The organism is Curtobacterium sp. Leaf154, from assembly GCF_001424595.1.
GTDB lineage: Bacteria > Actinomycetota > Actinomycetes > Actinomycetales > Microbacteriaceae > Curtobacterium > Curtobacterium poinsettiae.
This window is the reverse complement of record NZ_LMOS01000001.1, coordinates 500278-514814: the sequence shown is the minus strand read 5'-3', so window position 1 is coordinate 514814 and position 14537 is coordinate 500278. Positions and strand designations below refer to the sequence as shown.

General features: G+C 74.0%; 14 protein-coding genes. 11 read left to right on the top strand and 3 right to left on the bottom strand.

Translation table 11 applies throughout. The features are described from left to right. Positions 1-10 precede the first annotated feature (10 nt). From ASF75_RS02435 to ASF75_RS02415, 5 genes are all read left to right on the top strand, one after another. Positions 11-1012 carry a glycosyltransferase gene (locus tag ASF75_RS02435; RefSeq protein WP_056068621.1) on the top strand — a complete coding sequence of 334 codons (1002 nt, stop codon included), beginning with the start codon at positions 11-13 and terminating at the stop codon, positions 1010-1012. Further along, positions 1009-2337 (top strand): glycosyltransferase, encoded by a 1329-nt coding sequence (locus ASF75_RS02430; RefSeq protein WP_056068619.1) that lies wholly within the window; start codon positions 1009-1011, stop codon positions 2335-2337. Before ASF75_RS02435 ends, ASF75_RS02430 begins: the two co-directional genes overlap by 4 nt. Next, positions 2334-2957 carry an SIS domain-containing protein gene (locus ASF75_RS02425; protein WP_017887382.1) on the top strand — a complete coding sequence of 208 codons (624 nt, stop codon included), beginning with the start codon at positions 2334-2336 and terminating at the stop codon, positions 2955-2957. The genes ASF75_RS02430 and ASF75_RS02425 overlap by 4 nt, the downstream gene beginning before the upstream one ends. Next, complete coding sequence (locus ASF75_RS02420) at positions 2954-4393, top strand: PfkB family carbohydrate kinase (protein ID WP_235517484.1); 1440 nt, start codon at positions 2954-2956, stop codon at positions 4391-4393. Before ASF75_RS02425 ends, ASF75_RS02420 begins: the two co-directional genes overlap by 4 nt. Positions 4394-4455: 62 nt before the next feature. Beyond that, positions 4456-5160: an SDR family oxidoreductase gene (locus ASF75_RS02415; protein ID WP_056068617.1), complete on the top strand. Its 705-nt coding sequence runs from the start codon at positions 4456-4458 to the stop codon at positions 5158-5160. 362 nt (positions 5161-5522) lie between these two features. Here the strand turns inward: ASF75_RS02415 and ASF75_RS02410 are convergent, their stop codons facing one another. Next, the gene (locus ASF75_RS02410) at positions 5523-6617 is read right to left on the bottom strand and encodes a glycosyltransferase family 9 protein (RefSeq protein WP_056068615.1); all 1095 of its coding nucleotides are present in this window, start codon (positions 6615-6617) and stop codon (positions 5523-5525) included. A gap of 133 nt (positions 6618-6750) precedes the next feature. On the opposite strand from ASF75_RS02410, the gene ASF75_RS02405 reads away from it, so the two are divergent. The 6 genes from ASF75_RS02405 (at position 6751) to ASF75_RS02380 (ending at position 13460) form a co-directional block, all read left to right on the top strand. Further along, positions 6751-8289: an aldehyde dehydrogenase family protein gene (locus tag ASF75_RS02405; RefSeq protein WP_056068613.1), complete on the top strand. Its 1539-nt coding sequence runs from the start codon at positions 6751-6753 to the stop codon at positions 8287-8289. Next, positions 8286-9779: a D-glycero-beta-D-manno-heptose 1-phosphate adenylyltransferase gene (gene rfaE2 / locus ASF75_RS02400; protein ID WP_017887387.1), complete on the top strand. Its 1494-nt coding sequence runs from the start codon at positions 8286-8288 to the stop codon at positions 9777-9779. The genes ASF75_RS02405 and rfaE2 overlap by 4 nt, the downstream gene beginning before the upstream one ends. Next, positions 9776-10660: a glycosyltransferase family 2 protein gene (locus tag ASF75_RS02395; RefSeq protein WP_042537160.1), complete on the top strand. Its 885-nt coding sequence runs from the start codon at positions 9776-9778 to the stop codon at positions 10658-10660. The genes rfaE2 and ASF75_RS02395 overlap by 4 nt, the downstream gene beginning before the upstream one ends. Before the next feature lie 93 nt (positions 10661-10753). Then, positions 10754-11533 (top strand): DedA family protein, encoded by a 780-nt coding sequence (locus ASF75_RS02390; protein WP_056068612.1) that lies wholly within the window; start codon positions 10754-10756, stop codon positions 11531-11533. Then, positions 11530-12801 (top strand): sensor histidine kinase, encoded by a 1272-nt coding sequence (locus ASF75_RS02385; RefSeq protein WP_056068609.1) that lies wholly within the window; start codon positions 11530-11532, stop codon positions 12799-12801. Before ASF75_RS02390 ends, ASF75_RS02385 begins: the two co-directional genes overlap by 4 nt. Next, complete coding sequence (locus ASF75_RS02380) at positions 12798-13460, top strand: response regulator (RefSeq protein WP_056068607.1); 663 nt, start codon at positions 12798-12800, stop codon at positions 13458-13460. Before ASF75_RS02385 ends, ASF75_RS02380 begins: the two co-directional genes overlap by 4 nt. An 86-nt stretch (positions 13461-13546) precedes the next feature. Here ASF75_RS02380 and ASF75_RS02375 read toward each other — a convergent pair whose 3' ends face one another. After that, positions 13547-14047: a Dps family protein gene (locus tag ASF75_RS02375; RefSeq protein ID WP_056068605.1), complete on the bottom strand. Its 501-nt coding sequence runs from the start codon at positions 14045-14047 to the stop codon at positions 13547-13549. 52 nt (positions 14048-14099) lie between these two features. Then, the gene (locus ASF75_RS02370) at positions 14100-14522 is read right to left on the bottom strand and encodes an SIP domain-containing protein (RefSeq protein WP_017887393.1); all 423 of its coding nucleotides are present in this window, start codon (positions 14520-14522) and stop codon (positions 14100-14102) included. Positions 14523-14537 lie beyond the last annotated feature (15 nt).

The window sequence follows — 14537 nt, the reverse complement described above, 5'->3', positions numbered from 1 at the left end:
AAGGCCCCGCATGCGGATCCTCGTGTGGCACGTGCACGGCGGCTGGATGGACGCCTTCGTCCGCGGCCAGCACGAGTACCTCATCCCGACCACCCCGGCGCGCGACGCCTGGGGACTCGGCCGCGGCGGGCGCGCCTGGCCGGACTCCGCGATCGAGATCGACCCGGCCGAGGTCGCCGAGGCAGAGGTCGACGTGGTCGTCCTGCAGCGCACCGAGGAGCTCGAGGAAGCCCGCCGCCTGCTCGGTGGCCGCGACGTCCCGATCGTCTTCGTGGAGCACAACGCACCCCGGGTCGACGTGCCGGACAGCCTGCACCCGATGCGCGACCGCGACGACTTGACGATCGCCCACGTGACGCACTGGAACGCCCTGATGTGGGACTGCGGCACCACCCGGACCACCGTCGTCGAGCACGGCGTCGTCGACCCCGGCCCGCTGTACACCGGATCGCTCGAACGGCTCGGCGTCGTCATCAACGAACCCGTCCGGCGCAACCGTGTCGTCGGCACCGACCTGCTCCCCCGCTTCGCCGAGGTCGCCCCGGTCGACGTCTGGGGCATCGGCACCGAACGGCTGCCGGAGCTCGGCTTCGGTGACCGTGTGGTCGCGCGGGGCGACGTCCAGGCCGACCCCATGCACGCGGCCCTGGCCGAACGGCGGGCCTACGTGCACCCGAACCGCTGGACCTCGCTCGGCCTGTCGCTCATCGAGTCGATGCACATGGCCATGCCGGTCCTGGTGCTGGCGACGACGGACGCGGCCCGCACGGTCCCGGGTGAGGCCGGGGCGATCGCGACCGACGTCGAGGAGCTGGTGCGGGCCTCCAGGCTCCTGCTGGAGGACCCGGACGAAGCGCGTCGACGGGGACTCGTGGCGCGGGAGGCCGTGCTCGCACGGCACGCGCTCGGTCGGTTCCTGGCCGACTGGGACGACCTGCTCGACGACGCCGTCGCGCGCGGTGCGCGACGGGACCTTGCGGCGGCAGCCGCGCTCGAAGGGAGCCTCGGATGAAGATCGCCATGGTGTCCGAGCACGCGAGTCCACTCGCCGTGCTCGGCGGGGTCGACGCCGGTGGACAGAACGTCCACGTCGCCGAACTGTCCGCTGCGTTGGCCGACCGCGGCCACCACGTGACCGTCTACACGCGGCGCGACGACGCGTCGCAGCCGGTCCGCGTGCCCCTGCGTCCCGGCGTGGACGTCGTGCACGTCGATGCCGGGCCCGCCCGAGCCGTCCCGAAGGACGAGCTGTTCCCGTTCATGGGGACGTTCGCGTCGGTGCTCGCCGCCGAGTGGTTCCTCGACCGTCCCGACGTGGTGCACGCGCACTTCTGGATGTCGGGCCACGCCGCGCTGGACGCGGTGACCCAGGTGCAGGCGCGGACCGGCGGGGTGCGGATCCCGGTGGTGCAGACCTTCCACGCCCTGGGCGTCGTGAAGCGCCGGCACCAGGGCGCCGCGGACACCAGCCCGACCGAGCGCGAATGGGTCGAACCCGCCGTCGGGCGCAGCGTCGACCAGGTCGTCGCCACCTGCTCGGACGAGGCGTTCGAACTCAAGACCCTCGGCGTCCCGCTGCACCGCATCTCCGTCGTGCCGTGCGGGGTCGACGTGTCGCTCTTCCGTCCGGACGGCCCCGTCGAGGAGCGCGACCGTCCGCTCCGGGTGCTCACCGCGTCACGACTCGTGCAGCGGAAGGGCGTCGGGACGACGATCGCCGCACTCGCAGCGCTGGTCGAACAGGGCCGTGACGTCGAACTGGTCGTCGTCGGCGGGGCCGGTGTCGCCGGTGCCGACCTGGTGGACGACCCCGAGTACCAGCGCCTCGACGCGCTCGCCCGGTCACTCGGCGTGCGCGACCACGTCACGTTCCGCGGGCAGCTCGGGCAGCAGGACATGCCGCCCGTCTACCGGAGCGCCGACGTGGTCGTCTGCGCCCCCTGGTACGAGCCGTTCGGCATCGTGCCGCTCGAGGCGATGGCCTGCGGCCGCCCCGTGGTCGCGTCGAGTGTCGGTGGGCTCATCGACACCGTCGTCGAGGACGCCACCGGTCTGCACGTGCCGCCGCGCGACGAGCGCGCGGTCGCCGAGGCCGTCGGTGCCCTGCTCGACGACCCCGAGCGCCGTGAGGCGTACGGCCGCGCCGGACGGCAGCGGGCCGAGTCCCGCTACACGTGGCAGAAGGTCGCGGCCGACAGCGAGCGCGTCTACGAGCGGCTGCTCGCCGGCGCGACGTCGTCCGCCAGCACCACCGGGCCCACCGCCGCCCGCTCGCGCACCACCCACGCCGGCCGGGTCACCCGTGCCGCGCAGCCGACGGAGAGGACCGCACGATGACCATCGACCAGCAGACCGGGGTCGAGGACCGCGCGGTCACCGACAGCGCACGCGTCGTCGTCGACCACGTCGCGGCGTCGGTCCCCGTGATCGCCTCCCTCGTCGACCACAAGGACCACATCGCCGCCTGGGCGGATGACATCGCCGGGCGGCTCGTTGCCGGTCGACGGTTGCTCGCCGCGGGCAACGGCGGCTCGGCTGCCGAGGCCCAGCACCTGACGTCCGAGCTCACCGGCCGGTTCGAGGGCGACCGGCCCGCGTACTCGGCCATCTCGCTGCACGCCGAGACCTCGGCCGTGACGGCGATCGGGAACGACTACGGCTACGACCAGGTCTTCGCACGCCAGGTGTCGGCGCACGCCCGGGCCGGTGACGTCCTCGTCCTGCTGTCGACGAGCGGGAAGAGCCCGAACCTGCTCCGCGCCGCCGAGGCCGCACGGGCCGTCGGTGCGCGGTCACTCGCACTGACCGGATCCGGGCCGAACCCGCTCGCCGACCTGGTCGACGACGCGATCTGCATCGAGGGGCCGTCCGCCAACGTGCAGGAGGCGCAGCTCGTCCTGGTGCACGCGCTGTGCAAGGCGATGGAGCCGGCGCTGCGTCGCGGGGGTCGTCGATGAGCGGGGCCGCTCCAGCCGTCGGCGGTCGGGGTGCCGGCGGCGCCGCTGGCCGTGCCGCCGCTCAGCGGTTCCGCATCGCCGTCGTCGGGGACACCCTGCTCGACGTCGATGTGTCCGGCACGAGCGAACGCCTGAGCCCGGACGCGCCCGTCCCGGTCGTGGACGTCGCGACCGACGACCGCCGCGCCGGTGGCGCAGGACTCGTCGCGACGATGCTCGCCCGCGACGGCCACGAGGTCACCCTGGTCACCGTCCTGAGCGACGACGGTCGTGCCCAGGAGATCCGCGACCTGCTGCCCGACGTCACGATCGTCGCCGGGCCGTCCGGCGTCCCCACCCCCGTGAAGACCCGCGTGCGCGTCGTCGACCACGCCCTCGTGCGCATCGACGAGGGCTGCGCGACCCCGCCCGTCCCCGGGGCCACCGAAGCGATGACCGCCGCCCTCGACGGTGTCGACGCGATCGTCGTCGCCGACTACGGCCGCCGGGTCACCGCCGCGCCGGCACTCCGCGACGCCCTCATCCGTGCGGCCGAGCACCTGCCGGTGGTGTGGGACCCGCACCCCAAGGGCGCAGTCCCCGTCCCCGGCACCACCGTCGCCACCCCCAACGCGGCCGAGGCGCGACGCTTCACCGACGTCGAGGGACACGGTGTGCCCTTCGCGACCGTCGCCGCCGCCCGGCTCGTCGAACAGTGGCAGGCCGGTGCCGTCGCCGTGACGATGGGTGACCGCGGTGCGCTCCTCGCCGACGCCCAGGGCGACAGCCGCTTCGTGCCCGCGCCGTCCGTCAGTGCAGGGGACCCCTGCGGAGCCGGCGACCGGCTCGCCGCTGGCGTCGCCGTCGCACTGGCCTCGGGGGCGGACGTCCCCGACGCGGTCTCCGCCGGTGTGGTCGCCGCGTCCGAGTACCTGGCAGCCGGTGGCGTCACCGCGCTCTTCGCCGATGACGGCCCCGCGCCGCTCGCCGTGCCCGGGGCCGACCGGGACGCGATGCGCCTGGTGCACGACGTCCGGAGCGCCGGTGGCACCGTCGTCGCGACCGGAGGCTGCTTCGACCTGCTCCACGCCGGGCACGCCCGCACCCTGTCGGCCGCCCGTGCACTCGGCGACTGCCTGGTCGTGTGTCTCAACTCGGACTCGTCGGTCCGCGGTCTGAAGGGCCCCGACCGGCCGATCATGACCCAGGACGACCGGGTCGAGCTGCTCCTGGCGCTCGACTGCGTCGACGCCGTCGTCGTGTTCGACGAGTCGACCCCCGACGAGGCACTGCGCCGCTTCCGCCCGGACGTCTGGGCGAAGGGCGGCGACTACACCGCGAGCGAACTGCCCGAGACGGCGACCCTCGCCGAGTGGGGTGGCCGCGTCGTCACCGTGCCGTTCCACCCGGGCCGGTCGACCACCCGACTCGCCGCCGCGATCGAACGCGTCGGCTGAGCGTCCGCTCGCCTTCCCGCACCTGCTCGACCACTTCCCGCTCCACCACGCAAAGGACATCCATGCCCGTCCCCACCACCCCCATCGGCCGCGTCCTCGTCACCGGCGGCGCCTCCGGACTCGGCGCCGCCGTCGTGGCCGCCGTCACCGAGGCCGGCGGCACCCCGATCGTCCTCGACCTGCGGATCGACGCGGTGCCCGAGGGCGTCGACGCCGTCGCCGTGGACGTCTCGGACACCGACGCCGTCGAGCAGGCGGTCCGTGACGCCGCCGAGCGCCACGGTGGCCTCGACGCCGTCGTCACCGCCGCGGGCATCGACACCCCCGCCCCGATCGACGCGATCTCCTCCGGCAAGTGGGAGCAGATCGTCGGCGTCAACCTGATCGGCACCGCCTCGACCGTGCGCGCCGCCCTGCCCGCGCTCGAGGCCACGCACGGCCGCGTCGTCACCATCTCGTCGTCGCTCGCCCTGCGCGGCGTCGGCGACGGCACCGCGTACTCGGCGTCGAAGTTCGGCGTCCGCGGGTTCTCGCAGGCGCTGGCCGCCGAGACCGCCGGTCGCATCGGCGTCACCAACATCATCCCCGCCGGGATGCGCACGAACTTCTTCGCCGACCGCACCGAGCAGTACAAGCCCGGTCCGGACGCGCAGCTCATCGAGCCGGAGTACGTCGCGAACTCGATCGTCTTCGCGCTGTCGCAGCCGGCCGGCTGCGAGATCCGCGAGCTGTCGATCATGCCGGCGACGGAGCCGAGCTGGCCGTAGCCGCTTGCCGCTGACGGGCGGGAGGCGCGGTGCCGGGTTCTGTGTTCCGGGTCCTGTGCGCGGTGCGTCGCCTGGTGCAGCGTTGACGGCTGGGTGCGCGCTTGCAGCGCCGCACGCAGCGGGCAACCGCGCACGGGGTGACGGCGCGCGCACGGTGCGGCCGGTGCGGCCGGGAGGCGCGTTGCGGGCTGGCAGCCGGCCTCCCGTCCGACGTCCGGTCGCGTCCCGTGCACGGTGCGCGGTGCGTCGCCTGGTGCAGCGTTGACGGCTGGGTGCGCGCTTGCAGCGCCGCACGCAGCGGGCAACCGCGCACGGGGCGACGGCGTGCGCACGGGACCGAAGCTCGCACGGTGCGAGGCTCGTCAGGTCGTGCGGAGCAGGTCCTCGACGTCGGCGAGGACGGCCTCGGGCTCGACCTGGTCGACGTAGGACGGGTCGTGCTCGCAGCGCTCGGCGGTCCAGCCGACCTGCGTGACGTCGATGCCGCACACCGGGCACCGCGTCACGAAGGACAGGTGCACCCGGTGCCGACCGCGGTCGAAGGGTCCGGCGTTGATGACGTTGCCGAACCAGAACACCCCGACGGTCGGCGTGCCGACGGCCACGGCGAGGTGGCGCGGACCGGAGTCGTCGCCGACCATGACGTCGGCGGCGGCCAGGACGTCGGGGAGCTCCCGCAGCGGCAGTGACCCGGTGCGGTCGTGCAGACGCTCCCGCAGCTCGGGCGGCAGCGACGCGACGATGGCGGACGACGCCGGCACATCGGTCTCGTCACCGACGAGCACGACGTGGTCGCCGGTCGACAACCGGGCACGGGCGACCTCGGCGAACCGCGAGGGGCTCCAGCGGCGACGCGGGTCGGTGGCGCCCGGGTGGATCGCGACGAGTCGTGCCCCGCTCCCGACACCGAGGCGCTGCCTGACCTCGGCACGTGCGGCATCGGAGACGTGCAAGCGCGGGTCGAGGGTGACCGGCTCGGCGCCCGCGAGCGAGGCCACCTCGAGCGCCCGGACGACCTCGTGCTGGTAGTACACGTAGCGGACCCAGCGCTCCAGCACCCGTGCGTCCTCGGTGGCGGTGCCCACGGTGTGACGGGCACCGAGCCGCAGCAGGAACGGGTTCGAGTTCCGACCGCCGCCGTGCAGCTGCACCGCGAGGTCGAAGCGCCCGTGCATTCGGTCGAAGAAGTCCTGCTCGGTCGGCGCTCCCCGGCCCGAGTCCCGGACACCGGGCACGACGGGGAGCTCCTCGAAGGCGTGGACCGCGTCGGTGCGTCCCTCGAGCACCGGGCGCGCCGACGGTGCCCCGAGCAGCGTGATCCGGGCCCCGGGGTAGGCGGCGGCCAGGGCCTCGACCGCCGGCAGGGCGAACATCAGGTCGCCCAGTCCCCCGCCGCGGAGCACCGCGATCTCGCCGACACCCTCGAACCGTTCTCCGCCCACACCGATCTGTTGCACGGCTCCACGTCTACCGGTCGGACCCGGTCGGACGTCCAGCAGCGACCCCGGATGGACGAGAAGCGCGATGCCGTGACCGCACACAGCGGAGCCCGAGCACCGTGTGAGGCCCCGCCCGCTCCGGAAGGACCCCATGACGATCGCACCCCCCGCCGCCGACGACCTCGTGGTGACCGACCCCGTCAACGGGTCGATCGCGTCCACCGTGCGCCGCTCGACCGAGGACGACGTCCGCAACGCCGTCGCTCGCGCCCGAGCCGCTGCCGGCGCGTGGGCCCGGACGGCACCGGCCGAGCGTGGCGCCCTGCTGCACGCTGCGGCCGAGCACCTCCGTGCCCACGCGCAGGAGCTGGCGGACCTGAACACCCGCGAGACCGGCAAGGTGCCCGGCGACGCGATCGGCGGGGTCGAGGCCGGCATCGGGACGCTCGTGCAGTACGCCGAGCTCGGGCCGGTGCACCGCGGCGAAGCGCTGCGCGGGCAGTTCGGTGCTGCCGACTGGTCGGTGCCGCACCCGCGCGGCGTGGTGCTCGCGCTGACGCCGTGGAACGACCCGGTCGCCGTGGCGTGCGGGATGCTCGGTGCGGCGATCGTGACCGGCAACACCGTCGTGCACAAGGGCAGCGAGCGGTGCCCGGCGACCTTCGCCCGCCTGAACGCCCTGTTCGCCGAGGTCCTGCCGGACGGCGTGCTCATCGGTGTCGACGGCGACGCGACCACCGGCGAGCTGCTCCTGGCGCAGGAGGGCATCGACGTCTACGCGCACGTCGGCTCGACCGCGACCGGTGACCGCCTGAGCGAGGTGGCCGCGACCACCCGCGCCCACGTCATCCGTGAGAACGGCGGCAACGACCCGGTGATCGTCGACGCCGACGTCGACCCGGAGTGGGCCGCCGCACAGGTGGCCCTCGGCGCCTTCGCGAACACCGGCCAGATCTGCACCAGCGTCGAGCGGGTGTACGTGCACCAGGACGTCGCCGAGCCCTTCGTCGCAGCGCTCGTCGCCGAGGCGGAGCGCCGCACCGCAGCACCCGCCGCCGAGTTCGGGCCACTCGTGGACGACCGGCTGCGCGAGCTCGTCCAGACCCACGTGGACGACGCGATCGCCCGCGGTGCCTCCGCACGAACGGGCGGTGTCACGCCCGGCGGGCTCGGCTCGTTCTACCCGGCGACCGTCCTGACCGGCTGCACGGACGACATGCTCGTGCTGACCGAGGAGACCTTCGGCCCGATCGCCCCGGTGCGCATCGTGTCGGACTTCGCGGAGGGGCTCCGGCTCGCCGCGACCGACCGCTACGGGCTCGCCGCCACCGTCCTGACGAACGACATCGCGCACGCGCTCCGTGCCGCGGCCGAGCTGCCCGTCGGCACCGTCAAGGTGAACGCGGTGTTCGGTGGTGCTCCGGGCGGCAGCGCCCAGCCGCGCGGTGCCTCGGGTGCCGGGTTCGGCTACGGCCCGCACCTGCTCGACGAGATGACGACCACGACGGTCGTGCACCTGGAGGCAGCCCCGCCGCGGCGCACCGTCGAGCCGTCGACCGCAGCAGCCGGCAACACCGCAGCCACCAGCAGCACCACCGCCGACACCGGCGCCGCCGCAGGTGCCACCGGCCCCGCAGCCGCTGCCGGCGCCACCGCCGGCAGCGCCGACACCGTGGGAGGCACCCGATGACCGCCGACGTCCGCCTGGTGCGCGACCTCGTCGCCACCGTCGACGACCGCGAACCCCTGGTCGTCGTCATCGGCGACTGCATCCTGGACCGCTGGACCGTCGGTGAGGCCGAGCGGGTCTCCCGCGAGGCCCCGGCCCCCGTCGTCCGCGTGACCGAGACCATCGCGGTGCCCGGTGGTGCTGCGAACACCGCCGTGAACGCCCGCGCCCTCGGCGCCCGGGTCCGCATGGTCGGGCTCATCGGCGACGACGAGGCCGGCGACGTCCTGCGCCAGCGGCTCGAGGCAGCAGGCGTCGACACGTCGTTCCTGGTCGAGATCCCCGGCGCCCGCACCACGACGAAGTCGCGCGTCGTCGGCGGTGACCGCGTCGTGGTCCGGGTCGACGAACTGGCTGCGACCCCGACCGCCGAACACGGCGAACGCCTCGCCCGCTCGGTCGCCCGAGCCGTCCGGTGCGCCGACGCCGCCGTGGTCTGCGACTACGGTCTGGGCGTCCGCGCCGAGGACGTCGTGCCGATGCTCGACCGCGACCGCCCCGGTGCCGTCGTGGTGGACGCGCACGACCTGACACGGTGGGCCGCACTGCACCCGGATCTCGTCACACCGAACGCCGGCGAGACGGCCGCGCTGCTCGGCACGGACCTCGGCACCGGTGCCGACCGGGTCGGCACCGTCGTCGCCGCGCGCGCCGACGTGCTCGCCCGCAGCGGTGCGCGCGCCGCCGTGGTGACGCTCGACCGTGACGGTACCGTGCTGCTCGAGCCCGGCTCCGACCAGGGCTTCCGCACGCGTGCGACGCCCGCCTCGGAGCAGCAGGCCTCCGGCGCCGGAGACACCTTCTGCGCCGCCGCGACGGTCGCCCTCGCCGTGCAGGCGCCCCTGCGCGACGCCGTGGCGGTCGCGCAGGCCGCCGCCGACGTCGTCGTCCGCGAGGCCGGCACATCGGTCTGCACCGCCGCCGCCCTGCTGGACTCGGTGACCGCACCGGCGGCGACCGTGGTGGACCACGACGAACTCGCCACCGCGGTCGAGGCTGCACGGCAGGCCGGGCGTCGGGTGGTCTTCACGAACGGTTGCTTCGACGTCGTGCACCGCGGCCACACCACCTACCTGCGGCAGGCCCGGGACCTGGGCGACCTGCTCGTCGTCGCGCTGAACGACGACGACTCGGTGCGCCGCTTGAAGGGCCCGGAGCGGCCGATCAACCCGGCCGAGGACCGCGCCGGCGTGCTCGCCGCACTCGCCTGCGTCGACCTGGTCACGGTGTTCGCGACGGACACCCCGATCCCGCTCATCGAACGGCTGCGCCCCGAGGTCTACGTCAAGGGTGGCGACTACTCCCCCGAGATGCTGTCCGAGACCGAGGTCGTCCGCGGCTACGGCGGCGAGGTCGTCATGGTCGACTACGTTCCCGAGCACTCCACCAGCGCCGTGGTGCGCCGGATCCGCGAAGCCGCCGCGCGGCCCGAACCGGACCCCGCACCGTGACCGCCCGCTGGTCCGGGTCCTGGGCGAAGGCCCCCGATCCAGCGGACACGAGCACGGTCGACGTCGACGTGCTCATCCCGACCGTCGGCCGGCCGGCCGAGCTCGCCACGACGCTCGCCGGCCTCGCCGCCCAGACCGACGTGGACATGCGCGTCGTGCTGAGCGACCAGTCCGCGGACGGGGACGCCGCCAGCGCGCCGGCGGTCGCCGCGATGCTCCGCGTCCTGGAGGCCCAGGGCCGGCCCGTCACGCTCCTCACCCACCCGGAACGGCGTGGCCTGGCCGAGCACCGGCAGTTCCTGCTCGACCACGCCGAGGCAGCCGCGGTGCTGTTCCTCGACGACGACGTCTGGCTCGAACCGGGCTCGGTCGCGCGGATGCTCGACGCGCTGCGGACCCTGGGTTGCGGGTTCGTCGGCAGCGCCGTGCAGGGGCTGTCGTACCTGCAGGACCGTCGCCCGCACGAGACCGCCGTGTTCGAGCGGTGGGACGGCCCCGTGGTGCCCGAGGTGGTGCGCCGAGGGACCCCGGGGTTCGACCGGTGGTCGCTCCACAACGCCGCGAACCCGACGCACGTCGCCGCCGACCTCGACCTGCACCCCGGCGAGTGGGTGCCCTACCGGGTCGCCTGGGTCGGCGCGTGCGCCCTGTACGACCGCCGTGCGCTCGAGGAGGTCGGCGGTTTCCGGTTCTGGGACGCCCTGCCGCCCGAGCACGCCGGTGAGGACGTCGTCGCCCAGTGGCGGGTGATGGAGCGGTTCGGCGGCGCCGGCATCCTGCCCTCCGGCGCGGTGCACCTGGAGGCACCGACCACCGTCGTCGACCGTCGGGTGGACGCGCCCGACGTGCTGTTCGACCACGGTGGAGTCATACCGCGGTAGGGGGTGGTCGAGACCGCAGCGGGATGGCAACGGCGCCGCGGCTCCGTAGCGTCGTCCTCGTCGACGAACGCCGTCGGCGGGAGGGAACACCCCGTGTTCGACCAGATCACCCCGCTCGTCGTCGAGTTGGCCGCGAGTCCGCTCGTCTACGTCATCCTGTTCGCCCTGTGCCTGCTCGACGGCTTCTTCCCGCCGGTGCCGAGCGAGTCCGCCCTGGTCGCGGTCGCCGCGATCGCCGCGACGTCGGGGCAGCCCGTGCTCGCGGTGGTGCTCGTCGCCGCCGCCCTCGGTGCGATCGCGGGGGACTCGATCGCGTACTGGATCGGCCGCCGGATCGGGTTCGCCCGGTTGGCCCGGTCGAAGCGACCACGGATCGCGGCGGCGTTCGCCTTCGCGGAACGGCAGATGCAGCGCCGGTCCGCCAGCCTCATCCTGACCGGTCGTTTCATCCCGGTCGGCCGGGTCGCGGTCAACATGACGGCCGGTGCCACCGGACTGCCCTACCGCCGGTTCCTCGCGATCAGCGCCATCGCGGGGCTCGCGTGGTCGGCGGTGTCGATCGGGATCGCGCTGGCCGCATCGAGCGTGCTGCACGAACCGATCGTCGCGGCCCTGGTGTCGATGGTGGTCGCCGCCGGGCTCGGGGTCGTCGTCGACCGGTTGCTCGGGAGCATCAGCCGCAGGCGCGACGCACGTGCCGAAGCCCGAGCAGCAGCCCCGAGCACCCCGAACACCCCGAGCACCCCGAGCACCCTGACGGCGACGAAGCCTGCCACGATGGCTTCGACGAAGGCCGTCACGAAGGCCGTGCAGTCGTCGTCCCCCTCCCCCGCACCTCGCCTCGCCCGAACCGGAGAGATCGCCCGCCCGTGACCATCGTCCCCGATCCACCCCGGCCCGACCGACCGACCCGGGGCACCCTGGCGCTCCGGATCGGGTTCGTGCTCGTCGCGGTCTCCCTGTTCGCCGTCGCGGCCCCGGTCACCGCCGTGCACGACGGCGTCCCGGTGCCGCTCGCCCTGCTCGTCACCGCCGTGCTGTCGGCGAGCATCGGCCTCGCGCCCCTCTTCCCCCGGACCGCGTCGGTCGTGCACCTCGCCGCCCTCGCCGGCCTCGGGGTCCTGACGGCGGACGGGTCCGTCGGACCCTGGCCGATCTCGGTGACGAGCATCATCGGACTCAGCCTGTTGCTCGTGGTGCTGGGCGTCCGCACCACCTGGCGGCTGACCGCCGTGGTCTGGGTCGCGGCGACGCTGCTCCCCCTGGTGCTCATCGGTGTGACGCCCGGCCGGTGGGGTCAGGTCGACGTCTGGGCGACGAGCTTCGTGGTGAGCGCCGGCGACACCCTCGTCCTGGCCGCCGCGGCGGTCGTCATCGGACAGCGCCGGTCCGTGCGCGAGGAACTCGCAGCGGCCCGCCGTGACACCGAGCTCGAGCAGGCGCGACGCCGGACGGTCGAGGAGCGCTCCCGGATCGCCCGTGAACTGCACGACGTCGTCGCACACAGCATGTCCGTCGTGCACATGCAGGCCGAGTCCGCCCCGTACCGCGTGGCCGACCTGCCGCCCGCGGCCCGAGCGGAGTTCGCGGCGATCGCCGAGACGTCGCGCACGGCCCTGCGGGAGATGCGGCAGCTGCTCGGCACCCTGCGCGGCGACGCGGACGCCGAGCGTGCGCCGCAGCCGCGGCTCGCCGACCTGCCGGCACTGGTGCAGGCCACCCGCGCGGCCGGCATCCCCGTCGAGCTCCTGCTCGGCGACGACCTCAGCCTCGCCGACGACGACGACATCGACCACGTCGGGCGGCTCGCGCAGCTCACCGTGTACCGGGTCGTGCAGGAGGCGCTCGGCAACGTGGCCCGCCACGCGCCCGGTGCGACCACCGTCGTGACGGTCGACAGGCACGGGTCGGCCCTCACGGTCGAGGTCGCCAACACCGCACCCCCGGCCGGCAGCGTGGCCGGTGCGCCGCCGGACGACGGCGGCTTCGGTCTGGCGGGCATGCGTGAGCGGGTCGCCGCGCTGGGCGGCACCATCGACCACGGACCGGACCCGGACGGCGGCTTCCGTGTCGCGGTCAGCCTGCCCACCCAGCCCACCGCGACCACGTCGCAGCCGACGGCCGAAGGAGGATCGCGATGACGCGGGTGATGGTGGTGGACGACCAGCAGATGTTCCGTGTCGGACTGCGGGCGATCCTCCAGGCCCAGGACGACGTCGACGTCGTCGGCGAGGCCGCGAACGGCGCCGAAGCGGTCGCGATGGTGACCGTGCTGCGGCCCGACGTGATCCTGATGGACGTGCGGATGCCGGAACTCGACGGGATCGAGGCGACCCGCCGGATCACCGCGGCGCCCACGGAGTCGCCGGTCCGCGTGGTGATGCTCACGACGTTCGACATCGACGACTACGTGTTCGACGCGCTCCGTGCCGGGGCGAGCGGGTTCCTGCTCAAGGACGCCAGCGCCGAGGAGCTCGTGCAGGCCGTCCGGACCGTGGCGGCCGGCGACTCCCTGCTCGCTCCGCGGGTGACCCGGCACCTGGTGGAGGCGTTCGTCGCCGGTCCGCAGCCGGCGGCACCCCGGACCGAGGTGCTCGACGTGCTGACCGACCGTGAGCGGGACGTGTTCCTGCTGATGGCGCGGGGGCGGTCGAACGGCGAGATCGCGGCGGAGCTGTTCATCGCCGAGCAGACCGTGAAGACCCACGTCGGTCGGGTCCTGGCGAAGCTGCAGCTGCGGGACCGGGTGCACGCCGTCGTGCTGGCCTACGAGAGCGGGCTGGTCACGCCGTCGGCGTGATGTGCGGGCGCGGGACGCGACCGCAGACGGACGGGAGGCCCGGTGCCAGCTGGCACCGGGCCTCCTGTCAGAGGTGTGGTCGCGACTCAGGCGGCGAGGTGCGCCTGCAGGAACCAGCGGTCCTTGGTCAGTGCGCGCTCGATCTCGATCGCGACGTCCTGGCTGTTGAGGTCGACCTCGTCGAGGCCGTCGACGGCACGGCGGACCTGCAGCAGTGCCGCGTCGATCTGGGCGATCACCTCGGTGACGGTGACGTCGGAGTTCTGGAAGCCCTGCGACAGCGGCGGCAGGGTGGTGTTCGCTGCGACGGTCGCGATGCGCGAGTCGACCGGCAGGCCGAGGGCGACGATGCGCTCCGCAGCCTTGTCCGCGTAGTCCTGCGCGTGCTCGACGATCTCGTCGAGGAGCTCGTGCACGCCGACGAAGTTGCGGCCACGGACGTGCCAGTGCGCCTGCTTGCCGTTGACGACGAGTGCCTCGAGGTCGATGACGACGGGGGCGAGGAACTGGGCGACCCCGGCAGCGAGCTCCGGCGTGGTCGAGAACGGGGACGTGGTGCTCGTGGTGGTCGTGCTCTGCGTGGTCATGGGACAACCATGCCCCCGTCTTTTGCACACCGCAAGGAAGAGCAGGCTGCCCTTACCCGCCGTACTCGACCTGGACCTGCTGGCCGGCGTCGGTGAGTTCGAGCTGCACCATGGACCGTGCGCGCTCGATCCACGGGCTGTCGGCGCACCCGATCCAGACCGAGGTGCGGGGCTCGCAGTCCGTCACGCACCACTCGGCGGCCCACCCGGTCAGGGCGTGTGCCAGCGCTTCACCGTGGTCGGCGAAGACCAGCGGGGCGACGGCCGAGCTGCGGGCGCTCCGGACCAGCCACGTCACGGTGACGCGCGGCGGGGCCGGCAGCAGGCGGATCTGCTCGGCGAGGGCGACCTCGACGAAGACCTGTCCGTACGCGTTCTCGGGGAGTTCCGCGAGCTGGCGGTGGATCTCGACCAGGTCTTCGGCACCGCCCGCGATGAGGATGCGTTCGCTGGGCTGTCGCCGGGTCCGTGCCATGTGCCCACGGTAAGG